The sequence below is a fragment of the Acidimicrobiales bacterium genome (assembly GCA_016794585.1).
Lineage (GTDB): Bacteria > Actinomycetota > Acidimicrobiia > Acidimicrobiales > DATDAH01 > JAEUJM01.
Genome location: JAEUJM010000013.1, coordinates 309769 through 332977, shown reverse-complemented (window position 1 = coordinate 332977; position 23209 = coordinate 309769). Strand labels below are relative to the sequence as shown.

The following is a 23209-nucleotide window of genomic DNA, read 5'->3' as shown; positions in this document are numbered from 1 at the left end:
ACCGACGTGCCGTCATGAACCCATCCACCGACGTGCCGTCATGAACCCACCCACCGACCCGGCGCGCATGCACCGCCACGACGAAGAGACCGAGCGCCTCGCTCGTGCCGCGTTCGACTACGTCGCCGACCGCACCCAGCGGGAGGTTCCCCTCGACGGGCCACGACCCGCCGCCGAGCTGGACGAGCTCGTCGGGGCCAGCGTCACCCGGGACGGACTGGGTTGGGAGGAGGCGCTGCGCCGCTTCACCGAGGTCCTGGCCAAGGCCACCATCTCGATGGATCACCCGCTCCACCTCGCCTATGTGCCCGCGGCACCGACCGAGGCCGCGGTCCTGTTCGACCTCGTCGTGAGCGCGTCGAGCATCTTCGGCGGGTCGTGGCAGGAGGGCGCCGGCGCGGTGTACGCCGAGAACCAGGCCCTCGCCTGGCTGGCCGACCTGTGCCGCCTGCCCGCCGGCGCCGGCGGCTGCTTCGTCAGCGGTGGCTCGGCCGCGAACCTGAGCGCCCTGGTGGCCGCCCGCCACCGCGCCGCGACGCTGCGACAGGGGCGCCCGGCCCGCTGGCGCATCGCCGCCACCGCAGAGGCACATTCGTCGGTGCGCTCGGCGGCCGAGATCATGGACGTCGACCTGCTCCCCGTCCCTGGCGACCACCGCGGCGCGTTGCGCGGCGAGGCCCTCCGGGACGCTTTGGCGGCCGATCCCGAGGAGGGCGACGGGCTGTTCGCGATCGTGGCCACCGCCGGCAGCACCAACCTGGGGGTGGTCGACGACCTCGCCGGCGCGGCCGACGCGGCGCGCGACCACGACCTGTGGCTCCACGTCGACGCCGCGTACGGCGGTGCCGCACTCGCCGCCCCTTCGGTCCACGGGCTCTTCGACGGGATCGAAGGCGCCGACTCGGTCACCATCGACCCGCACAAGTGGCTCTTCAGCCCGTTCGACTGCGCCGCGCTGGTGTACCGGGACCCCGCAGTGGCTGCCGCTGCCCACACGCAGAAGGCGTCCTACCTCGACGCCGTCACCCGGGACGAGTGGAACCCCCACGACTACGCCTTCCACCTCTCGCGCCGGGCGCGTGGCCTCCCGTTCTGGTTCTCGCTCGTGACCCACGGCACCGACGCCTACCGCGAAGCCGTCGAGGCCACCCTCACGCTCACCCGGCGGGTGGCCGCCGAGATCGCCGGCCGGGGCGGCCTCGAGCTGGTCTTCGAGCCGGAGCTGTCGGTCGTGCTGTTCCGGCGCAAGGGCTGGGCACGGGCCGACTACGACGCCTGGGCCGACCGCCAGCTCGCCGAGGGCCGGGCCTTCGTGCGGGCCACCTCCTGGCAGGGCGAGCCCGTGATGCGGCTGTGCTTCGTCAACCCGAGGACGACGGTGGAGATGGTGCGCCCGCTGCTGGACTCGATGTTCGACTGACCGCGCTCGTGCGCCCGGCCGACACCCGGCGGGCGACCGCATCAGCTCCCAGCGCGGCCGCCACCACGAGGAGGCCCTCGGCCGTGGCCCGGTACCGCGTGACCCCGAAGGTGGCGCCGGCGGCGAGCGTGACGGCGAGGGCGACGGCGAGGAACGGGAGGATCGGCACCCGCCGGCGGCGGAGCGACCACACACCCGCCACGGCGAGGGGCAGCAGGATCCAGTAGGTGGCGAGGCCGGCCCACGAGGCGGCCCGGCCCCGGTTCTCGACGTCGATGTCGAGGCGGGTGTTCTGGAACGGCGCGTACACGCCCCAGACACGGCCCACCCGCGCCGCGACCACGACGGGGAACCGCCCGAGGTGGTCGCGGATGTAGGCCGTGGCCTGCTCGGCGTACGGCTGGTCGCTCTCGCTCTCGTCGTACAGCCTCGGGTCGCGCAGCGACAGGACCACCGCCTCGACGCCCTCCTCGGTGGCGAGGCAGTCGGCGCCGCGGCCGATCCGCTGGCAGAGGTCGGCCTGGGTCTCGGCCGACAGGGTCGTGGGGTCGAAGCAGTCCGCGTAGGAGCCGGTCAGCGGCCCGTACCACGAGCCGTCGCAGCTCGCCCCGGACAGCACCACCCCGCTCGAGCTCGTCAGGAGCACGGGGTTCTCGAACCGGGTCAGGTTGTGGCCGAGCCAGGGTGCGAGCACGAGCACCATGGCGGCGCCCGACACCGCGGCGAGCCCGACGCGCTGCCCCCAGGAGCGACCACGCGACAACAGGGCGAAGGGCAGGGCCACGAACGCGATCAGGGCGAGGGCCTCGCTGCGACTCAGGGCCGCGATGCCGATGGCCCCACCGAGCAGTGCCGCGTTCGCCCACGTCGGTCGGTCCCAGAAGACGTACGCGGCGAGGACGGCGAGGGTCACCGTGAAGGTGGCCGCGGTCTCCGAGAGCAGCACGCCGTCGTTGATCCAGAGGCCCGGGTACAGGGCGGCGACGGCGGCGGCGCCGAGGCCGACGCGCGTCGCGGTGGCCGATGGCGCGAGTCGGTGGGCGAGGATGCCGACGAGGGCGACGGTGGCCGCCCCGACGAGGCACGAGGCGAGACGGTGACCGGTGACCGTGTCGATGCCGAGCTTCGACCAGAGCGCGAGGTAGGTCGAGTACAGCGGCGGGTGGGCGGCGCTCGGGGTGATGAGCTCGGAACCGGCGGTCACCGGTCGTAGGTCGGTGCCCAGGGGGATGATGTAGCCCAGCCCCTTCGCCAGGGCGTTGGCCTGGAAGTGGTAGTAGAGCGAGTCCCCGGCCAGGACGTAGCCGTCACCCGACGACCGGGTCGGCCGCAGCACGAGCACGTTGGCGACCCGCAGGGCCAGGCCCGCCAGGGTGATGGCGCCAAGCGCCAGCCGGAAGCGGCGCTCGTCCGCAGGTTTCTCGCTCACGGTCCCTCTGCCATACCGTAACCACTGCCATGCGCTTCACCGTGATCGGCCACGCCAGCCTCTTCATCGAAACCGACGGCCCGGACGGCGAGGGCACGGGACCCAGCATCCTCGTCGACCCGTGGCTGTTCGGCTCGTGCTACTGGCGGTCCTGGTGGCACTTCGCTCCCCAGGAGGAGCTGAAGCCCGAGTGGTTGGCGCCCGACTACCTGTACCTCACCCATCACCACTTCGATCACTTCCACTACCCGTCGATGCGCAAGATCGACAAGCGCACCGAGGTGCTCGTCTCGAAGTTCGGGGTCGACGTGATGGGCGGTGAGGTGCGGTCGCTCGGCTTCGAGAAGGTCACCGAGCTGCCCCACGGCGAGATCACCGAGCTGGCCCCGAACGTGCGGGTGGCGTCGTACCAGTACGGCTTCGACGACACCGCGTTCGTGGTGGCCGACGGCGACGAGGTCATCGCCGACCTCAACGACTGCAAGATCCGGGGCCGCGCCCTCGACCAGGTCGCCTACGACTTCGGCCACCCCACCTTCATGTTCAAGACCCACTCGTGGGCCCAGTCGTACCCGATCGGCTACGAGGCCGAGGACCCGGCCGATCTCACGCTGCTCACGCGCCAGACCTACATCGACGACTTCGTGGCCGCGGCCCGCCAGCTCCAGCCGAACTACGCGGTCCCCTTCGCCAACATGGTCGCCTTCCTGCACCCCGAGAGCCTGTGGGTCAACCCGAACCTCATCAGCCCGGTCGAGGTCGCGGAGGCCTTCGCCGGCGCCCCCGGTGTCGAGCACACGGAGCTGACGATCCTGTCGCCCGGCGACTCGTGGTCCGTGTCGGAGGGCTTCGCCCTCACCGGCAACGACTGGTTCGCCGACCCCGATGCCGCCCTCGCCGCCCGCCTCGAGGAGCACCGGGAGGCCCTCGAGCAGTGTGCCGAAGAGGAGGAGGGAGTCACCTTGTCGTGGGAGGCCTTCTCGTCCTACCTCGGGGCCTTCCTCCACGACCTGCCGCCCCTGGTGCCCCGGTTCCTCCTGGACCGACCCGTGGTGTTCGAGGTGCCGTCGTCGTCCGAGCCCTACTGGGTGGTCGACTTCGTGCACCGGAAGGTGACCAAGGCGGCCGAGCCGCCGGAGGACCGGGCCAGCCTCATCCAGATCAACGAGGCGGTGCTCGCCGACGCCATCGACAAGCGCATCCTGCACTTCACCCACGGTGGCATGCGCATCCACGTCAAGCTCCGCCCCGGTGGTGCCAGCGGCGACCTGGCCTTCTGGGGGGTCCTCATGGTGTGGGAGATCGGCTACCTGCCCGTGCACAAGCTCCTGCGCCCCCGCTTCGCCTCGGCGCTCTGGCGCCGCCGCCGGGAGGCCTACGACGCGCTCGCCGGCCTGCGCGGCTCGGGCACGCCGCTGGAGCGCCTCGCCGGCGGCTTCGCCACCACCGACGCCTGAGGCCGCCCGGGCGGGCTACCAGGGAGCGTCGAGGCCGATGGTGGCAGGGGAGGGGTGGGCGCCGTTCGTGGTCGGTACCTGCTCGGGGCGCCAGCCCGACGTGGTGGGCTCACCCATGATCTGGTCGATGACCTCGGCGGGCTGCGGCTTGCAGTAGTAGAAGCCCTGGGCCATGTGGCAGTCGAGGCTGCGCAGGTACTTGACCTGGTCGGCGGTCTCCACGCCCTCGGCGACGGTCACCATGCCGAGGCCGCGGGCCATGCCGATGAGGTGCTCGACGATGGTGGTGTCCTCACGGCTGTGACCGAGTCCGTCCACGAAGCTCTTGTCGATCTTCAAGATGTCCATGCTGAACTTGCGGAGGAAGCTGAGCGACGAGAAGCCCGTGCCGAAGTCGTCCAGGGCCAGGGCCACGCCGCTGGTCTTCGCCGTGCGCAGCATGGTCCACGCCGCCTCCACGTCGTGCATGAGGGCGCCCTCGGTGATCTCCAGGCAGATCAGGCTGGGGTCGACCTGGGTGACCGTCAGTGCACGGGTGAGCACGTCGGGGAAGTCGTACTGGGCGAGTTGGCGGGTCGACACGTTGAGGGTCACGGCGAGCGGCGCGCGGTCGGCGTAGGCCTCCTGCCACCGCTTGGCCTGCCGGCAGGCCTCCTCGAGCACCCACGTGCCCACGGGCACGATGAGCCCGGTCTCCTCGAGCGCGGGGATGAACTCGCCGGGGCTGACGAGGCCGCGCTCGGGGTCCTCCCAGCGGATGAGGGCCTCGACCTTGACCATGCGCTGGGTCTGGAGCGACACGACGGGCTGGTAGTGGAGGCGGAACTGCCCCCGCTCCAGTGCCTCCCGTAGGCGGCGCTCGGTGGTCGACGGGGTCACCCGCTGGGCGATCGAGCGGTCGAACATGGCGTAGCCCCCGGGACCCTGCTTGGCCTTGTGGAGGGCTGAGTGGGCGTCCCGGATCAGGTCGTCGGGCTGCGAGCAGTTCTCCTCGGCGATGGCGATGCCGATGTGGGCGGCGAGGCGCACCCGGTCGTGGCCCATGCTGAACGGGGCCTCGAGGCCCTCGATCATGGTGGCGGCGAGGCGTTCGGCCGAGGGGCCCCCGGTGGTGTCGGGGCAGATGACGACGAACTCGCCGCCGCCGTAGCGCACGACCGTGCTCGCCTCCCCGACGAGCTCGGTCAGGCGCGTGCTGACCGCCACGATGAGCTGGTCGCCGGCCTCGCGGCCGTGCGCCTCGTTGACGTTCTTCAGGCGATCGAGGTCGAGGACGAACACCGCCACCCGACCGCCGGCGCGCTGCGACCGCCGGATGATCTGCTCGAACCGCTCGTTGAGGAACCGGCGGTTGGGTAGGCCGGTGAGCGGGTCGTGCAGGGCCAGTCGATCCAGCTCGTCGCGGACCGCGTTGGCGTCGCGGTAGCGGCGGCGGGCGACGACCCCCGCGGCGATGGGCAGCACGAGGACGAGGCCGATGACGGCGCTGAGGTCCACAGGGCTGTGCTTGAGGGCGTCGGTGACGGTGGCGCCGAGCCCGACGAGCACGGCCACGACGACGGCGGCGACACAGGCGACGACGGCCCACGCGAGGTCGCGTCCGGCGTCGCCGGACCGTTCGCTCTCAGCGTTGGCTCGCTTGGCCGATCGCCATGCCATCGCTCGCCGCTCCTCCCCAGTGGTACCAACGGCTTCGGACCGGTTCCGATGCCCCGTGATCCATCGGATGTGGGGTGGTCGGTCTTGAGGCTCCGGGCGCTCGGATCGGGAAAGCGGCGGACCGGTGAGTCAGCGCCGGCTCGGGATCCGTGGCGCCGGTCAGGCCTCGAGGAAGTCGAGGGCGGCGTCGAGGAAACCCATGGCCTTCGGGGTGGCGAAGTGGTCGACGTTGCGCAGGGTGGCGAGGCGGGCGTCGGGCAGCGCCGCCAACAGGGGGTCGGCGGGCCCGGCGAAGTCCCGGTCGCCCAGCACCACGAGCACCGGACGGTCGATGCGGCCGAGCTCGTCCACGGTCAGCGGCGTGGAGGGCCGGCGCAGGCAGGCGGCGAGCGCGAGGGGGTCGTTCCCGGGTGCGGCGGCCAGCAGGGCGAAGTGCTGGCCCACCCGGTCGTCCTCACCGGGGCCCTCGGCGATGGCCCGGGCGATCGGCTCGGAGTCGTCGCGGCGGAAGAGGTTGTCGCCCACGCCGGCGACCACGATGCGGCGAAAGCGCGTCGGGTCCTCGGCGGCCAGTCGCAGCAGCACGCGGGCACCGAGGGAGAAGGCCACGGCGTCGACGGGCCCGGAAGGCAGTGCGTCGGCGACCCTGGCCTCGAGGTCGGCGTAGGCCTCGGGATCGTGGGGCTTGTCGGCGTCCCCGTGCCCGAGGAGGTCGACCGCGAGCACCTCGCGCCCCAGGTCCCCAAGGAGGTCGACCCATCCGTTGTCCCGCCACGTGCGGTCGGCCGAGGCGGCGAAGCCGTGGAGCAGCAGGACCGGCGGGGCATCGGACGCGGGCATCGGGCGCGGACCCTAGTGCGCCCCTGCCGGGCCGGTCGTCCGCCGACGATGCCCCTCGGGCCCGCACCTCGGGGGCGCCGGCCCGCCTACCCTCGCCCCGATGGCCCAGCGCCTGCGCGTCGCCCCCGACTGCGAGATCCCGCTCGCCGAGATCGAGTGGTCGTTCGCGCCCTCGGGCGGGCCGGGGGGCCAGCACGCCAACAAGGCCCACACCCGGGCGGTCGCCCGTCTCGACCTGGCCGCGAGCGACGCGCTCACCGAGGCCCAGCGCGCCCGGCTGGTGGCGCGCCTGGGGCCGGTCGTCACGGTGAGCGTCGACGACTCGCGCTCACAGCACCGCAACCGCGCCCTCGCCCTCGACCGCCTCCGCGATCAGCTGGCGGAGGCGCTGCGGGTGCCGACCGCTCGACGCCCGTCCCGGCCCACCGCCGGCAGCCGTCGGCGCCGGCTCGAGGCCAAGCGGCGCCGGAGCGAGGTGAAGCGGGACCGACGCTCGCCCGACGCCGAGTAGCCGGGTCTCACGGGATCGGGTCGGCGTCAGCGCCGGCGGCGGGCCTCCTGGGCGAGGGCGGTGAGCGTGCCGGCCGCGGTGGCCTCCCAGGTGAAGGCCTGAGCGTGCGCCAGGGCGCCGGCGCTGAGTCGCTCGCGGACCTCGTCGTCGCTGAGCACGGTGACGAGGTGGTCGCGCAGGGCCCGGTCGTCCTCGGCCAGCAGGCCGCCGGTGCCCTCGGCGACGGCGTCGAGGTGACCGGAGATGCGCGTGGCGACCGCGGGGGTACCGCACGCGGCGGCCTCGGTGAGGGTCATGCCCCACCCCTCGTGGGAGGACGCAGATGCGACGACCCACGCCCGGCGGTAGAGGTCGACCAGCTCCTCGTCGGTGATGCGGCCGGCGAACGTGACCCACGACTCGGCGTCGAGCTCGCGCACCACCTCGTCGAGGTTCCGGCGCTCGTACCCCTCGCCGACGATGGTCAGGGTGGCGTCCGGTCGCTGCTCGCGCACCCGGGCCATCGTCCGGAGCAGGCGGTCGAAGTGCTTCACCGGCACCAGGCGGCCCACCGCCACGACGAGGGGGACGGGTGAACGCTCGCCGCCGGGCGAGAACTGGGGGTCGATGCCCGGGGGCACCACCGACACCTTGTCCGAGCGGAAGTGCAGCTCGGACACGAGCTGGCGCTTGCTCGACTCGGACAGGGTGACGATGCGCGTGCCTCGGTAGAGCGCCGGGGCGAGGCGGTGCTCGAGGAGCTGGCCCATCGCCGCCAGTCGGGGCGGGAGGACCATCTTCCACATGTCGCCGTGCACGTGGTGCAGCCAGACGACGCGGGGCTGGCCCGCCCACAGCGGCGACAGGAAGGGCATCCCGTTCCAGATCTCGACGAGTCCGTCCCGGGGTCCGTGGCGGCCGGTGGCCTCGCTGAGGGCCGCCCGCGGGAACACGAGGTACCGGCCGGCCTTGCGGATGACGTGGTAGCCGTCGCGCACGTCGGCGGGAGGGTGGCCCTGCGCGTAGGACGTGCGCATCGTGACCTCGATGCCGGCCTCGGCCCACAGACGGGCCACGTTGGCGGCGTGCACCTCCGAGCCGCCGGCCTCGACGTCGTCGAGGTCGCGCCAGGCGAGGAGGTGGATGCGCGAGAGGCCGGCGGCGGCAGCGATGTCACCGAGCTTCACGCGGGAGTCGGAGGGCAAGGGTTCCACGTGAGCAGTCCAGGAGAAAGAAGGGGCGCGGTCCCCCTGCTGGGGGGTCCGGCCCGTATGCTAGGTGAGCCGCTCGCGGCGGCTCCAAGTCCGTCGCGCCCCTCACAACCTCCCCGAGACAGGGATCCCCCTCCCGGCCAGGAAGCGCTGCATGGAACCGCGTTCGATCACCATCGTCATGCCCGTGTACAACGAGCGGGCCACGCTGCGCCACGCCCTCGAGCGCCTGCTGGCCGTCGAGATGCCGCTCGAGACCGAGGTGCTCGTCGTGGACGACGGCTCGACCGACGGCTGCCTCGAAACCATCGAGGACCTCGTGGCCGACGGGGCCGTCCGCCTGGTGCGCCAGACCCCGAACCAGGGCAAGGGCGCCGCGCTGCGCCGCGGCATCGCCGAGGCGGAGGGCGACCTGCTGACCGTCCTCGACGCCGACCTCGAGTACGACCCCGCCGACTTCCCCGCCTTGCTCGAGCCGATCCTCGTCGAGGGCGCCCGCATCGTCTACGGGAAGCGCTCCTACGGCGGGCACGCCGCGTATTCCTTCTGGTACGTGATCGGCAACAAGGCGCTCGCCTTCTGGGCCAGCTTCCTCTACGACGCCTGGCTGTCCGACATCGAGACCTGCCTCAAGGTGGCGCCCACGGCGCTGTGGCGCACCGTGAGCCTGCGTTCGTCCGGTTTCGGCATCGAGGCCGAGGTCACCGGCAAGTTCCTGCGTGCGGGCGAGCGCATCTTCGAGGTGCCCATCAGCTACCGGGCCCGGGGTCGCGAGGAGGGCAAGAAGATCCAGTGGACCGACGGCGTGGCCGCGCTCTGGATCCTGCTCCGTCTGCGCTTCGCTCCCGCCACCCCGTCCTTGGGCGCATGACGCTGGCTCGTCGCTCGCTCCGCTCGCTCACGCTCCCGGCGTTGCTGCTGGCGCTCGCCCTCGCGACCGCGGGGTGTGCCACCGACGTGGAGATGCCGGCGGTCGCGCAGGGCACGTCGCCCACCACGACGGCAGCGCCGGCCACCACCTCCGCTCCCACCACTTCGGTCCCGCCCGGCGGCCGCCAGCCCTCCGCGACGGACAAGCTCCGCGTCGTGCTGGCCGGCGACTCGGTGATGAACGGCCTCGCGCCGGCCGTGGCCACGGCGCTCAACGAGGGCGGTGAGTCCGAGGTCAACTACGAGCTCTCGCCGAGCATCGCCCGTGATGCCGCCTCGCGGGTCCTCTGGCAGCGCCAGCTCGAGGAGAGCCGTCCCGACCTGGTCGTGATGCTCATCGGCACGTGGGAGCGCGGCGACCCCAACTTCGAGCCGGGAGACCCGGGCTGGGCGGCGTGGTACCAGGAGCAGGTGCTCGACCCGTTCGCGGAGATGATCACGGCCGGGGTCACCCGCATCCTGTGGGTGGGGATGCCGGCGGTCGCCGACGAGGCCAACACCCTCCAGCTCGTCGCCCTCAACAGCCAGTTCCGGGCCCTCGCCGAGCGCGACGACATGGTCGACTACATCGAGGGCGGCGAGTACCTGAACGGCCCCGACGGTGGCTACACCGATCGCCTCCCGCGCGAGGACGGCGCCCTGGAGCGGGTGCGCCGGGTCGACGGCCTCCACCTCTGCCCGGGCGGGTCCGAGCGCCTCGCCATCCCGGTGATCCAGTACGCGCAGCAGCAGTGGAACGTGGCCGTCGGCTTCGACTGGCAGAACGCCCCGTGGCGCGTCCCGCCCACGCTCGACCACCCCGAGGAGTGCCCGGAGGTCTGAGTCGACCCTCCCGGGAGCGCCCTAAGGGCGCTGGGCGCCGCGGCCCGTGGCTAGTCTCGCCCGGTGGCGGTTCCCGGTCCGGCCGAGGTGGAGCTGGCGACGTTGCACGTCGCGCCGACCGCACACGGCGACGCCCTCGTCGTGGCGGTCGTCGAGGCCGCCGCGGCCGACCTGGGACTCACCGTCGAGGCGGGCGCAAACCTGGCCCAGGTGGCCGGTGCGGTCGCCCGGGCCATCTGCCGGGGCGGCTTCGACGATCCGGCCGACGCCGCGCTTGACGTGAGGGTGGCCCGGCTCGGCCGCCAGGCCCTCGTCCACCTCGACGACCGGGGCCTGCCCTTCAACGCCCAGGTCGAGGACGCGCTCGACGGTGCTGCGGTGGCCGCCGCGCTGGCCGGCGGGTGGCTCGACTCCTTCGTGCACCGCTCGCTCGGCCGTGACGGCAACCGGACCACCCTGGTCCGCCATGGCGACCCCGGTGTCGATCACCGCCAGGGCGTGGAGCCCGCCGGCTCCGATGCCGCCGAGCCGCCGGAGCAGGCGTCCGCCGACGCGATCGGAGCCGACGTCGCCATCGAGGTGCGCCAGGCGGGGCCCGCGGACGCAGAGGCGATCTGTCGCCTCACATGGAGGACCTACGGGTACACGTACCAACACGACGAGTACTACCGACCGGACCTGCTGGCGTCGATGCTCGCGTCGGGCCACCAGGCGTCGTTCGTCTCGGTGACCCCCGACGGCGAGGTCGTCGGTCACTCGGCGGTGCTCATCGAGCACGAAGGGGACGTCCTCGTCGAGGGCGGAAGGGCCATGGTCGACCCCCGCTTCCGGGGTCACCACCTGATGCACGCAGGCCATGAGCGGCTCGAGCAGTGGATGCGCGACCACGGCGTGTTGGCCCTGGAAGGCGCCGCCGTGACCGCCCACACCCGGTCGCAGGCCGACCGCCCCGTGGCGTCGGTGCAGCTCGGGTTCCTCCCCCCGATCCGCTTCCGGGCGATCGACGGCAGCGAGCAGGCGCACCGGGAGGCCGTGGTCGGCGGCGTGGTGCCGGTGGCTCCCATCCCGCACCAGACGGTGCACGCGCCGGAGCGGGATGCGGCCATGGTCGGGGAGATCTACCGCCGTATCGAGCTCGACCGTACGGTCGGTGCCTCGGGTGGTCCGCCTGGGCCGGGGAGCGCGTCGCAGATGGACCTGACCGTGCGCGCCGACCTCGGCCACGCCGTGATGACCTGTGCCGACCCCGGCGCCGATCTGGCGGGCGCCGTGCGCCAGCGTCTCGCCCTGATCGCGAGGAGCGGGATCGGGGTGAGCTACGCCGATCTCCCACTCGACCGGCCGACGGCGTCGTGGGCGGCGGATGTGCTGGCCGGTGAGGGCTTCGTGTTCGCCGGCGTCCTCCCCCTCGCCCATCGTGGCGTCGACGTGGTGCGCTACCAGCGGCTCGGAGACACGCCGGTCGACCCGACCGAGATCCACCTGCGGCACCCGTTCGCCGAGCAGCTCCTCGAGTACGTCCTCGATCAGCTCAGGCGAGTGGGAGCATCCATCTGAACCGAGGAGATCACCATGGCTGACGAAGAGCGCCCCGCCGGTCGCCCCATGGTCCGTCGAGGACCGCTGGAGGGCGTCCTGGTGCTGGACCTCACCCACGCCCTGTCAGGCCCGTACTGCACGATGCTGCTCGCCGAGATGGGCGCGCGGGTGATCAAGGTCGAGCAGGCGCCCAACGGGGACATGGGCCGGCAGTACCCGCCGCTGGTGGACGGCGAGCCCGAGTTCTTCAACGCCGTCAACCACGGCAAGGAGAGCCTGGTGGCCGACCTGGCCTCGCCAACGGACCGTCCGCTGCTCGAGTCCATCGTGGACCGTGCCGACGTGCTCGTGGAGAACTTCCGGCCCGGCGCGCTCGACGCCTGGGGCTGGGGGTGGGAGGCGGTGCACGAGCGGAACCCGCGGCTCGTGTACGCCTCTATCAGCGGTTTCGGTCAGACCGGCCCCCAGGCGTGGGAGGGCGCGTTCGACGTCGTGATCCAGGCCGAGTCGGGGCTGATGAGCGTGACCGGCTTCCCGGACGGGCCGCCGGTGATGGCCGGCACCTCCATCGCCGACTACCTGTCGGGGCTCAACGCCTTTGCTGCGGTGAACGCCGCGCTGGTGCAGAGCCGCGGCACCGGCGTGGGGTCACGGGTCGACATCGCCATGTTCGACTCGCTGCTCGGCATCCTGGGCGCCCACGTCTTCGACTACCTGTCCAACGGCGTGGTGCCCCACCGGCAGGGCAACGCCAACCCGTTGGCCACGCCGTTCGAGATCTACGACGTGGCCGACGGGCCGGTCGCCATCTGCGCTCCCGGCGACCCCGCCTTCGCCGTGCTGGCCGCCACGCTCGGGCGCCCCGAGCTGGCCGAAGACGAGCGGTTCGTCGACGTGGCCGCTCGCGTCGCCCACCGCGACGAGCTGAGAGCCGAGCTCGAAGCGCTCCTCGCCGGGCGGTCGCGGGCTGAGGTGGTGGACCAACTCCAGCGCGCCGGCGTCCCTGCGGGGATGGTCCGCACCGTGCCCGAGGCCCTCGAGTCGGCCCAGGCCAACGCCCGGCATATGGTCCTCGAAGTGGAGGGCACCCGGCTGCGGATCCCCGGGCATCCGTTCCACCTCAGCTCGCTCGACGACGACCCGGCGCGACCTCGGGCGGCCGCGCTCGACGAGCACGGCCCCGGGCTGCGCCGGGAGTTCCTCGACGCCGCTGGAGACTGACGGGGGGCGGTCCGGTCCGACCGGCGCCCGGGCTCAGCCGGCGGCGGTGGGGGCGACGGCGCCGCCCGTGGCGCTCGCCACGCTGTCGGCCACGGGCGCGGTCTCGACCTCGACGGTCCAGTTCGCGCCGTAGGCCAGAGCGGGGGCACCAGCGGCGACGATGTCGCTGACGAAGGTGGGGTCGGTGTAGATGTAGATCAGCGCCTGCTCGCCCTCGAACACGCAGGTGCTGTACTCGCGGTCGGCGTCGACGATGCCGTCGTACTCCAGCTCACAGCCCAGGTCGGCGCCGACCTCGGCCACGTTGTCGTAGCTGGGGAGGTCGGCCGGGTCGGTGGCGCCGGAGTCCGAGCCCGTGGCCGTCGTCTCGGTGGTGTCGCCCCCGGCCGTGGTGCTGGAGCTGGCGTCGTCGCCGCCGTCGCTGCCGCAGGCGGCGAGGACGAGGGCGGTGGCGGCGAGGAGCAGAGCGAGTCGCTTCATGCCCACGATTGTGGCTGGCCGGGAGCGCGAAGTGCCAGCAGGCCCCGGCTCAGGGCTCGCAGGCGGGCGTGGTGGCGCCGGCCTCGGCCAGCAGATCGGGTAGGTCGGCACTGAAGGCCAGGGCGCCGTCGCCGTTGAGGTGGTGCGTGTCCGCGAACTGGGCGTCACCGCCGGCCCAGCCGTGGGCGTCGACGAGGACCGCGCCGGTCCGCTCGGCGAGGCGGCGGGCGGTGACGAGGAAGCGCTGGAAGTCGGCGCCCCCCTCCGGGTGGAGCTCGACGTAGTCCTGGGTGACGGGCAGGACGAGGAGCACCACCTCGACGCCGCGGTCGGCCAGTTCGGTGATGAGCCCGTCGGCCGCGTCGATCTGGGTGCCGCCCATGCGGAAGTCGTTGAGGAGCTCGGTCTGGAGCAGCCGTTGGATGCTCACCGCCCCCGTGTACTGCAGCGGGCGCCGGGAGAGACCTTCGCCGTCGGCCCCGATGATCCCCTCGATCCCGTCCGCCGACAGCCGCTCCTGACGGTCGCCGTCGCGCAGCCGCTGGATCCCGGCCCACACCTCGGCAGGGTCGCGCAGCTCGTTGCGGTACCGGAACACGTCGGAGTGCTCGACGAACGGGGCCTGGAGCCGACCGAACAGGTCGTCCCGGGACAGGGCGGCCGTCTCGTAGCTGTCGAGCGCAGACGCCGCGATCCGGGCGTTGTCGTTGAGGTCGAAGCTGGACAGGCCGAGCACCACCGTGGCGGGGTCGAGGCGGGGCTGCACCTCCTCGAGGGTCCAGCGGCGCAGGAGCGACGGGGTCGCGGCGTCGAGGGCGGCGTTGTAGGCGCTGCGGTGCGCGGGGTCGGCGGCGGTGTAGGTGCGCGGGTCGATGGCGTCGCGGGTCATCGAGTTGCCCACGAAGGCGATGTCGACGCACCCCTCGCGTCGGGCGAGACGGTCCATCTGGGCGACCTTCACCTGCGTGCTCTTGTCCGACCAGACCTGGGCTTCGGGGAGGTAGGGGCTGAAGGCTCGGGCGCCGAGCTCACCGACCACCAGGACCACGAGGATCATCGCCGCGATCACCGCGGCCACCTTCACGATGCGGATGGCGTGCTCCCTTCCTCGGTGCCGCGGCCGGCGGGTGCCGGCGCCTCGTCGGACCCCGGCACCCTACGGGCAACGGCCGCGTCGACGAGGGTCGCGATGACGAGGAGCGCGACGCTGAGCAGCACGGGCCAGTTGGTGGCGTCGAAGCGGACGGGCCAGTCGAAGTCGGCGGGGTACCGCCGGAGGACCTGAGAGAGCGTGATGTAGCCGGCCGCGCCGGCGAAGCCGAGCACTGCGCCCAGGCGCACGAGCGGAAGGCCCCAGCGCCACCGGAGCGCGGCCAGCGCGCCGAGCCCGGCCGCCACACCCCAGGCGGGTCCGCTGAAGGCGGTCGTCAGGACGAGCGCCGCGGCGGCGGCGCCGAGCGCAACGGCGAGGCGGGCCGGGCGGTCGATGCCCGCCAACGGGCTGGACCAGGTGGGCCGCATCCCCGGGTCGGCGGCATCGGCCTCGGCCTCGGCCCCGACGGTGCGCCGGCGGCGCGGGTCGACGACGAGGAGCACGAGGCAGGCGACGATCCCGAGGCCGGACAGCGCCATGGCCAGCCACACGGCCCGCTGCGGGGTCCACTCGAGGCGCACGGAGAGGTCGCCGCCCTCTGCGGAGGGGGTGACCAGCCAGCCGTTGGCGTAGCCGTTGACCAGGGTGGACTCGCCGAGGTCGCCGCCACCGTCGCCGGTCACCGAGGCGGTCCACCCCGGGTTCCAGCTCTGGCCGAGCACGAGCCAGAAGTCGTCCTCGGGCTCGACGACGGTGAGGTCGGCGTCGACGAAGCCCTCGTCGTCGACGCGCACCTCGGGGCCCGGCGCGTGCGGTACCTCGTCGAGGCCCGGGTCGCCGCCGGCGAGCGAGTGCAGCTGGAGGTCGTCGACGTCGACGCCCGTCTCGTTGCCCGGGGCCGTTCGCAGGATGCTCTCGCCGTCGGGCAGGGTCAGGTCCCGCGTCGCGCCACAAGGCGCCAGCGCGAGCGGACGCCGGGCGACGGCGTCGTCGCTCGTCCCGAGCACACGCACCGCGACGGGGTCGCCCCCCACGGCCAGGAGATCCCTCCGGCACTCGTCGGACACGTCCTCGTCGGGCGCGCCGACCTGGATGCCGGGGAGCCCGACCTCGGCCAGGCCCACCGGCAGCGGGAGGGGCGCGTTGCCGTACCAGTCCTGGGTGAGGAGGGGGTCGACGCCGCTGAGTGTGACGCGGAAGGAGCGGCCCTCCATCGGGTCGAACGTGACGGGGACGTCGACGGTGGCGCCGAGCTCGTCAGCCCGTTCGATCGTGGGCAGGTCCACCGTGGCGGTCGCACCCTCGTCGTTGGTGATGGTGAGCTGCGTGGGCAGCGAATGGTGGTCGTCGGCCACGACCTGGAGGTCCAGGTGGTCGACCGTGGTGGGCTCGGCCACCGTGTATTGCACCCAGGCGCCCTGGGGGGTCTCGTAGGGGGACTCCCATGCGGTGGCGGGGTCGCCGTCGATCGCGCTCGAGGCGCGGGCGCTGAGCTTGCCGGCGAGATGGGCGGACGAGCGGGCCGTGACCCCGCCCTCGGCGGCGTCGGGCAGGCCGACGAGGGCGTCGACGACCTCGTCCGGCGCCTGGGCCGAGATGCGGGCGGTGCCGTCGAGCGAGAAGGAGCGGCCGGCGGGGAGGTCGATGATGCGGTCCATCGCCTCCTCCTCGTCGGTGCGCACGGGCTCGGCCGGGTTGGTGCGCTGGCGGGAGAACAGGAAGGACAGGGGGTGGTCGATGGACGACGGGCCCGCCGCCTCGAGCAGGTCGGTCGGCGGCCGGACGAGCTCGTCCACGGTGAGGTCGGCGAGGCCGATCTCGGCGAAGCCCACGGGGCTGAGGCCGGTGTACTTCACCCGGGACCCCACGCTGTCCGCGGTGATCTCCACCGTGAGGTGCGAGAAGGTCCGCTCGGGGAACTCGACCGTCTGGCCCTCGCCCGACAGGGATCTGTCGTCGAGGGTGGCGTCGACGGCGTCGCCTCCGTCGAAGCGCAGCTCGACGCCCGTGATGGACCGATTGCGCACACCCGACTGCGGCTGGAGGAACGAGATGCGGTCGGTGGTGAGAGGCTCGTCGAGGTCGATCTCGAGGCGCTCGCCCTCCACCTCGGAGAAGGCCCCCACCCGCCAGGCCGTCTCGGGGTCACCGTCCATGGCCTGGGCGGCACGGTCACCCGGGGTGTAGGTGATGGGGTTGCCGTACCGGGTGGCCGAGATGGTGGCGCCACCGCGGTGCTCCGCGACCGTGAAGGCGTCGTCGGCGGTGTCGGGGAACACCTCGAGCCGGTTGTCCCCCGGGTCGTCGACGAGCGGCTCCTCGCCGGCGCGCTCGGTGTAGCCCTCGTTCTCGCGCACCGCGCTCCACCGGCGCGCCCGCTTGCGGTTGGAGTCGGTGACCACCAGCTCGGCGTCGTCGTCGATGCGGGCGTCGAGCGCCGCGGGGTCGTCCTGGAACGAGCCCGAGTAGAAGATGGCCTGGTTCACGTCGACCATGCCGGCGGCCGCGGCTTGGACGAGACCGTCGCCGTCACCGGCGAGCAGCATCGGCCGATCGCGGGGGACGGCGCGGATGATCGGTTCGGGGTCCTCGACCGGGTAGACCGCCACCGGCGTCGGTTCGGGCAGGTCGGGGTCGGTCCCGAGCTCCACCTCGTCGATCAGGGGAAGGGAGGGCCGGGCCCGGTTCGGTGCCTCGGCCGAGCCGTACCCGGTCGGCGCTCCCAGTCCGGGGGTGGTGTTCATCAGGCGGTAGGTGGCACGGGGCCGGGGGGTGCGGTAGCGCTCGTAGGCCAGGTCCGAGCGGAGCACCACGTCGCCGACGCCGAGCAGGCGGGCGATCGGCGCCACCGCGTCCGGGTCGAGGGTGTCCTCTTGGAGGGGGCGGTCGAGGGCGTTCAACAGGTTGGCCGAGGGATGCGAGCCGTAGGGGATCAGCTCGCGGGCCACGTAGGGGCGGTCCATCAGTCCGGGCGTGATGGGGTCGACGGTCGTGCCCCAGCGGTACGCGGCGAAGTCGGTGCCGGGGAGCTCGAGCACCCGGGTGGCGTGGTCGCCGGCGTCGAGGGCCGCCGCCGCCTCGTGCCAATAGGCGGGGACGTCCTCGTCCCGGTCGAGGTTGCGGTCGACGAGGTTGCCGCCCCACGTCGCCGGCATGTTGGCAAGCACCAGGAACACCGCGAGCAACCCGGCGGGCACGGCCAGGCGGGGGAGCGCCCGCCCGAGGGCGTTCACGCCGGCACCGAGCAGGACGGCGGTGCCGAGCACGATCAGGGGCACCGCCCGGGCGGTGCTGCGGAAGGCGAGGCCGGCGTCCAGGTTGGTGAAGTCCCGGAAGATGCGACCGGCCGGCGAGGGATCGGCGTAGGGGTGGCCGCCGATGCCGACGACGACGCCGACCGCGATCAACAGCACGAAGAAGGCTCGATGGCGGAAGCGGGTGACCAGTGCCGAGACGAAGGCCAGGATCGGGAGCCCGTAGCTGAGGGGCGCGCCCCAGCTCATGTAGCCGATGCTCGGCAGGATCCACTGGCCGAACTTGTCGTTCCCGTAGAAGAACCAGTAGCCGAGGCCCCGGAGCAGCTCGGGAGCCGAGGACGTGACCGCGACGGCCTGGTACGTCTCGGTGTAGCGGAGGATGGGGATGCCGAAGCTGCCCTGGAGGGCCAGGCCGGCGACCCACCACAGCGAGGTGACCACCGTCAGGACGCCGATGCGCACCACCGCGCCCACCGCCTGTCTGACGGGGACCTCCCGCTCGAAGGCGACGGCCCACACCACCCACAGCAGGGGGCCCAGCCCGACGAGGATCAACGACGTGGCGTTGATGGCGCCCACCGTCAGGACGACGAGGGCGAACAGCGCCGGGTGCCGCCACCCGCCGTGGCGCAGCGACCGGGCGGTGAGGGCGACGAGCCAGGGGAGGGCGGCCCAGGGGAGCAGGATCACCGAGAGGCGGGCGGCGTAGGCCAACAGGTAGGGGCTGAGGGCGTAGGCGAGCGCGGCGACGATCAGGCCGAGGTCCCACCGCCGGGTGGCCCACGCCCCGGTGGTTCGCCGCGACGGCAGGGCGTCCCAGTGGAGCGAGCGGAGCAGGTAGAGCACACCCGCGCCGGCGGAGAACAAGATGGTGCCGAGCCAGAGGCGCTGAGCGACCCAGTCGGGGAGGCCGACGGCGTCGAGGGCCCAGTAGAAGGGCCCCAGCGGCCACAGGTAGCCGATGTTCTGGTGGGTGACGGTGCCGAGACCGATGCCCGGGTCCCACAGGAACGGCGCGTCGTGGAGGAGTCGTCCGGGATCGAGGTAGAGGTAGGTCTTGGTGTCGGCGCCGACGCGGCCGGGCTTGGTGAAGAGCAGGGGCAGGTAGGTGACGGCGGCGAGCACCAGCAGCGGGACCGCCGCCACCAGGCGGGCGCCCCAGGTCCCGCCGGCGGCCCCACGGACCTGCGGTTGCTCGCCGGCGGGGCGCGCCGGGCGGTCCACCGAGGTGGGGGAGTCGGCGCTCATGGGAGGTTCGGGCACGCGGGCAGGGAGGGGATGCGTCGACTCCGTCGGGGCTGCGGACGGCCGGAGGACGGGCGGGAGCCACCGCGCCGAGAGCCGTCGCCGGGGACGCCATGGTACTCCCGGCCCCCTGAGTAGGATGGCGCGCCGTGCCCGAACGCCTGCGGTCCTTCCCCGCCCTGTTGGTGGCCATCGTCGGGCTCGCGTTCGCGGTGCGGGTGCTCGCCACCCTGGCCGGGTACCAGAACCTCCCGCTGGGCCTCGACGACAACAACTGGTACCACACCCAGAGCCTGCTGCTGGCCGACCACGGCGACCTCTACGACCCCTTCGCCTGCCTCGACTCGGTGCGCGAGCCGGGCATGAGCAACGACCAGGCCGTGGCGCTCTGTCGAGAGGAGGGCGTGCTCGAGCCGTCCGCCGGGCACCCGCCGGGCTACCTCGTCTACTTGGCCGGTGTGGCGAAGCTGGGCTTCGAGACGACGCTCGAGCAGCGCATCGCCGGGTGCCTGCTCGGCGCGCTGGCGGTGGGGTTCGTCGGTCTCGTGGGGCGCCAGGTGGCCGGACGCCGGGCCGGGCTGATCGCCGCCTTCCTCGCCGCCGTGTACCCCAACCTCTGGATCAACGACGGCCTCATCCTTTCGGAGTCGCTCTACACGGTGCTCGTGGGCGTGGTGCTGCTGCTCTGCTACCGCCTCTGGCGCGCGCCCACGTGGGGTGCCGCCGCGTGGTTGGGCGTGGCGATCGCCGCGGCCGCCCTCACCCGATCGGAGGGCCTCACCTTCCTGGCCTTCGTGGTGCTCCCCCTCCTGGTGGTGCTGCCGGGGATCACCTGGGGCCGCAAGGCCGGGCTGGCCATGGTCACTGGGGTGGTCACCCTCGCGCTGATGGCCCCCTGGGTGGCGCACAACCTGGGCCGCTTCACCGAGCCCGTGTACCTGGCGTCGGGCACCGGTCGGGTGATGGCCTACGGCAACTGCGACGCCACGTACTACGGCGACAAGCTCGGCTACTGGGACGACAGCTGCACCCTGAAGGACTTCCCCGACGGTGACGAGTCCGTCGTCGACTCGGCCCACCGGGAGCTGGCCACCGACTACATGTCCGAGAACACCGGGCGGCTGCCCGTGGTGGTGGCCGCCCGCATCGGGCGCATGTGGAGCGTGTACGCCCCCATCCAGGGCGCCAACCTCGACATCCTCTTCGAGCGTCGGGGAGCGGTCCCGGTCCGCACCGGCCTCGCCATGTACTACGGCCTGCTCGCGCTTTCGGTCGTGGGCCTCGTGGTGCTGTTCAAGCGCAAGGTCACGATCATCCCCTTCGTGGGCATCGCCCTGATGATCACCTTCACCGCGGCGGCGTCGTTCGGGGTCACCCGGTACCGGACCCCGGTCGACCTGATCCTGCCCATCCTGGCGGCCGTGGCGCTCGACGCCTGGTGGCGCCGGCGGCGGGGCGAGGCCATGGACGTGGTCGAGCCGGGTGACGTGGTCGCACCGGAGGCGACGGGCCCCGGCGAGGGTGGCGGAGCGGTCGACGCCGAGACGGCGACCGACACGGCGGACGGGGTCGGCGACGAGGCCGAACCCGAGCCCGTCGGCGTCCCCGTCGAGCGGTGAGTCCGGCCGCCACCACCGAGGCGTCGTCCGACGAGGTGCCGCCGGCCGACGGGTCCGCGGGCGACGGCCCTCCGAACGACGGCTTCACGGAGGGCCCCCGCGAGCAGCGCGCCCGCTTCCGCTACCGGCTCGGCCTGGCCGTCATCGCCCTCGTAGCCCTCGCCGTGCGGTGGGTGGAGATCCTGTTCGTGCGCCCCGAGTGCGGGCCCGACGGGGAAGGCCCCGCCGGGTGCGTGGCCATCGTGGCCGGCATCAACGACCCCCTCTACGTCCACCTCCAGGGCAAGGCCATCGCCGAGGGCCACTGGTTCGTCGACCCGCTGTGGCTGCGGTCCACCGGGGAGGCCGTGGCCAGCGCCCAGAAGCCGCCGCTGTACCCCTTGCTGCTCGGGCTCGCCTCGTCGCTCGGGCTGACGAGCATCACGGCCCACCGGCTCTTCTCCGGGGTGCTGGGCGTGGTCTCCGTGCTGCTCATCGCGATGGCGGCGCAGCGCATCGGAGGGCGCCGGGCGGGTCTGGCCGCAGGGGCGATCGCGGCGGTCTACCCGATGTTCTGGGTGAACGACCTGCTGCTCCAGACCGAGTCGGTGTTCGCCGGTGTCGCGGCCATCGTCCTGCTGGTGGCCTACCGCTTCTGGCGGGACCCGACGACGGCCAACGCCGTCTGGCTGGGGCTCGCCGTCGGGCTGGCCACGCTGACGCGCGCCGAGTCTGCGCTCCTCGGCGTGTTCCTGGTGCTGCCCCTGGCGCTGCGGGCCACCGACCTGCGCTGGCGGGACCGCTTCGTGCGACTGGGCGTGAGCGGCCTCGCCGCCGTCGTCCTCGTGTCGCCCTGGGTGCTCTGGAACCTCTCCCGCTTCGAGGAGCCGGTGTACGTCTCCACGGGCGCCGGCGCAGTGCTCAACACGGCCAGCTGCGACCAGACGTACTTCGGCGACAACCTCGGGTACTACGGCGAGTGCTTCGACCTCGCGACCGTGCCGTCGGCCACGCAGCGCCGCATGTGCGAGCGGATCGGGCTCGAGGCGGGGTGCTTCGCCGACCCCGAGCAGTTAGAGCGGGTGCAGGCGTCGCTCCAGGATCGCGCCGTCTACGACGAGTCCGAGCGCGAGCTCATCGCCCGCGACCAGGCCGCCGCCTACATCGCCGACCACACCTCCCGGCTCCCGGTGGTCATGGTGGCCCGTGTGGGCCGGATGTGGGACCTGTACCGCCCCGACCAGAACGTGCGCTTCAACGACCAGCTCGAGGGCCGTGGCGAGCGCGCCTCCCAGGCCGGGCTGGTGCTCTACTACCTGCTCTGGCCCGCCGCGGTGTGGGGCGCGGTCTGCCTGTACCGGCGCCGGGTCACCCTCATCCCCCTGGTGGCGCCCATGCTCGTGATCACCGTCACGGCGGCCCTCGCCTTCGGCACCACCCGCTACCGCATCCCGGCCGACGTCGCCCTCGTGGTGGCCGCGGGCGTCGGGATCGGCGCCCTCCTCTCCCGTCGACGGGACCCCAGCGGCCAAGATGGAGGTCCGGAGACCGAGGTGGACCGATGACCGACGCAGCAGACGACGTGACGCGCCCCGTGGCGGAGGAGCACGCCCGCAACACCGAGCTGCTCAACGCCGAGCTGCCCGACAAGCGCTTCGACGGCCCCGACTACCTCGAGTGGCTCTACGACCGGAACCCCGAGGGCGGCGGCATCTACGAGGGGGTCGACGAGGAGGGCCGGCGCATGGCCCACTACGCCCTCATCCCGCAGCGCTGGCGCAACGCCGGCGGTCCTGCCTTCGTGTGCTTCTCGCTCAACGCCGTCACCCGCTCGGGGGCCCAGCGCAAGGGCTACTTCGTGCAGATCGGCCACCGCATCTACGAGCGGGCCCGGGTGCAGGGCGCCAAGGGGATCCTGGCGGTGCCCAACGAGAAGTCGACGCCGGGCGCCCTGAAGTACCTCGGCTACCGCTTCCTGGGGCCCCTCCCGGTGCGGGTGCTGCCGCCGCTGGGCTCGACCAAGGGCTTCGAGAGCCGCGCCGTGGACGAGGCCTGGCTGGCGTCGGACGAGTTCGCCGACCTCGCGGGCGGCGTCGACCAGCACGCGGCATCGGGGTGGACCCAGGCCTGGACGCCCGAGCAGCTGCGGTGGCGCCTCGGCCAGCCCCGTGGCGACTACGTCGTGCACGTCAGCGACGACCTGCTCGTGGTCTCGGTCGAGCACCGCTTCCTCGGCCTGCCCTTCGCGGTGATCCTCAAGTTCCTGCCCCGGCGGCCCCTCGCCGACGGCGAGACGGTGTCCTCCCGCGGCGCGATCGCCGCCGCCTGCCGCTACCACCGCGCGCCGGCGGCGGTCTACGCCGGCTTCAACGTGCACGTGCGCGTGCGGGGTGTGCGTCCGCCCCGGCGGCTCCAGCCCGCCCCGTTGAACCTGTTGTTCCGTAGCCTGTCCGACGAGGTCCCGCAGGAGACCTTCACCCTCGACACCTACGAGTTCCTCGACTTCGATGCCTACTGA

General features: G+C 73.0%; 17 protein-coding genes. 10 read left to right on the top strand and 7 right to left on the bottom strand.

The genetic code is table 11. The annotated features are described in order from the left end of the window. Positions 1–40 precede the first annotated feature (40 nt). Positions 41–1420 (top strand): aspartate aminotransferase family protein, encoded by a 1380-nt coding sequence (locus JNK12_07170; GenBank protein ID MBL8775692.1) that lies wholly within the window; start codon positions 41–43, stop codon positions 1418–1420. Here the strand turns inward: JNK12_07170 and JNK12_07165 are convergent. After that, positions 1362–2849, bottom strand: a complete 1488-nt coding sequence (locus JNK12_07165; protein ID MBL8775691.1) for a glycosyltransferase family 39 protein — start codon at positions 2847–2849, stop codon at positions 1362–1364. The two genes, JNK12_07170 and JNK12_07165, sit on opposite strands and share 59 nt — an antisense overlap. A 29-nt stretch (positions 2850–2878) precedes the next feature. Between JNK12_07165 and JNK12_07160 the strand changes: the two genes are divergently transcribed. Then, the gene (locus tag JNK12_07160) at positions 2879–4306 is read left to right on the top strand and encodes an MBL fold metallo-hydrolase (GenBank protein ID MBL8775690.1); all 1428 of its coding nucleotides are present in this window, start codon (positions 2879–2881) and stop codon (positions 4304–4306) included. A 15-nt stretch (positions 4307–4321) separates the two neighbouring features. Here the strand turns inward: JNK12_07160 and JNK12_07155 are convergent, their stop codons facing one another. Beyond that, complete coding sequence (locus JNK12_07155; protein ID MBL8775689.1) at positions 4322–5965, bottom strand: bifunctional diguanylate cyclase/phosphodiesterase; 1644 nt, start codon at positions 5963–5965, stop codon at positions 4322–4324. A gap of 159 nt (positions 5966–6124) precedes the next feature. Further along, positions 6125–6805, bottom strand: coding sequence for an alpha/beta fold hydrolase (locus tag JNK12_07150; protein ID MBL8775688.1), 681 nt, complete (start codon positions 6803–6805; stop codon positions 6125–6127). A 100-nt stretch (positions 6806–6905) separates the two neighbouring features. Here JNK12_07150 and arfB point away from each other — a divergent pair, with 100 nt between their 5' ends. After that, positions 6906–7316 carry an aminoacyl-tRNA hydrolase gene (gene arfB, locus JNK12_07145; GenBank protein ID MBL8775687.1) on the top strand — a complete coding sequence of 137 codons (411 nt, stop codon included), beginning with the start codon at positions 6906–6908 and terminating at the stop codon, positions 7314–7316. Between the two features lie 26 nt (positions 7317–7342). Here arfB and JNK12_07140 read toward each other — a convergent pair whose 3' ends face one another. Next, positions 7343–8467: a glycosyltransferase family 4 protein gene (locus JNK12_07140; GenBank protein MBL8775686.1), complete on the bottom strand. Its 1125-nt coding sequence runs from the start codon at positions 8465–8467 to the stop codon at positions 7343–7345. 193 nt (positions 8468–8660) lie between these two features. Between JNK12_07140 and JNK12_07135 the strand changes: the two genes are divergently transcribed. From JNK12_07135 to JNK12_07120, 4 genes are all read left to right on the top strand, one after another. Next, positions 8661–9377, top strand: coding sequence for a glycosyltransferase family 2 protein (locus tag JNK12_07135; GenBank protein ID MBL8775685.1), 717 nt, complete (start codon positions 8661–8663; stop codon positions 9375–9377). Next, positions 9374–10258, top strand: coding sequence for a DUF459 domain-containing protein (locus tag JNK12_07130; protein MBL8775684.1), 885 nt, complete (start codon positions 9374–9376; stop codon positions 10256–10258). The genes JNK12_07135 and JNK12_07130 overlap by 4 nt, the downstream gene beginning before the upstream one ends. 63 nt (positions 10259–10321) lie before the next feature. Next, the gene (locus JNK12_07125) at positions 10322–11815 is read left to right on the top strand and encodes a GNAT family N-acetyltransferase (GenBank protein MBL8775683.1); all 1494 of its coding nucleotides are present in this window, start codon (positions 10322–10324) and stop codon (positions 11813–11815) included. A 15-nt stretch (positions 11816–11830) separates the two neighbouring features. Further along, entirely contained in the window at positions 11831–13018 is a 1188-nt protein-coding gene (locus JNK12_07120) for a CoA transferase (GenBank protein ID MBL8775682.1), read from the top strand. Positions 13019–13051: 33 nt separating this feature from the next. On the opposite strand, the gene JNK12_07115 is transcribed toward JNK12_07120, so the two are convergent. The 3 genes from JNK12_07115 to JNK12_07105 are packed head-to-tail and all read right to left on the bottom strand — an operon-like array spanning position 13052 to position 19096. Next, positions 13052–13498 (bottom strand): hypothetical protein, encoded by a 447-nt coding sequence (locus tag JNK12_07115; GenBank protein ID MBL8775681.1) that lies wholly within the window; start codon positions 13496–13498, stop codon positions 13052–13054. A gap of 49 nt (positions 13499–13547) precedes the next feature. Next, positions 13548–14576: a hypothetical protein gene (locus JNK12_07110; protein ID MBL8775680.1), complete on the bottom strand. Its 1029-nt coding sequence runs from the start codon at positions 14574–14576 to the stop codon at positions 13548–13550. A gap of 2 nt (positions 14577–14578) precedes the next feature. Beyond that, positions 14579–19096: a DUF3367 domain-containing protein gene (locus JNK12_07105; protein MBL8775679.1), complete on the bottom strand. Its 4518-nt coding sequence runs from the start codon at positions 19094–19096 to the stop codon at positions 14579–14581. 146 nt (positions 19097–19242) lie between these two features. Between JNK12_07105 and JNK12_07100 the strand changes: the two genes are divergently transcribed. Genes JNK12_07100 through JNK12_07090 form a run of 3 tightly spaced genes read left to right on the top strand, consistent with a single transcriptional unit; the run spans position 19243 to position 23209 of the window. Next, entirely contained in the window at positions 19243–20712 is a 1470-nt protein-coding gene (locus JNK12_07100; GenBank protein ID MBL8775678.1) for a glycosyltransferase family 39 protein, read from the top strand. After that, positions 20709–22256, top strand: coding sequence for a glycosyltransferase family 39 protein (locus tag JNK12_07095; protein ID MBL8775677.1), 1548 nt, complete (start codon positions 20709–20711; stop codon positions 22254–22256). Before JNK12_07100 ends, JNK12_07095 begins: the two co-directional genes overlap by 4 nt. Beyond that, a complete protein-coding gene (locus JNK12_07090; GenBank protein ID MBL8775676.1) occupies positions 22253–23209 on the top strand; it encodes a hypothetical protein in 957 nt (318 codons plus the stop codon). Before JNK12_07095 ends, JNK12_07090 begins: the two co-directional genes overlap by 4 nt.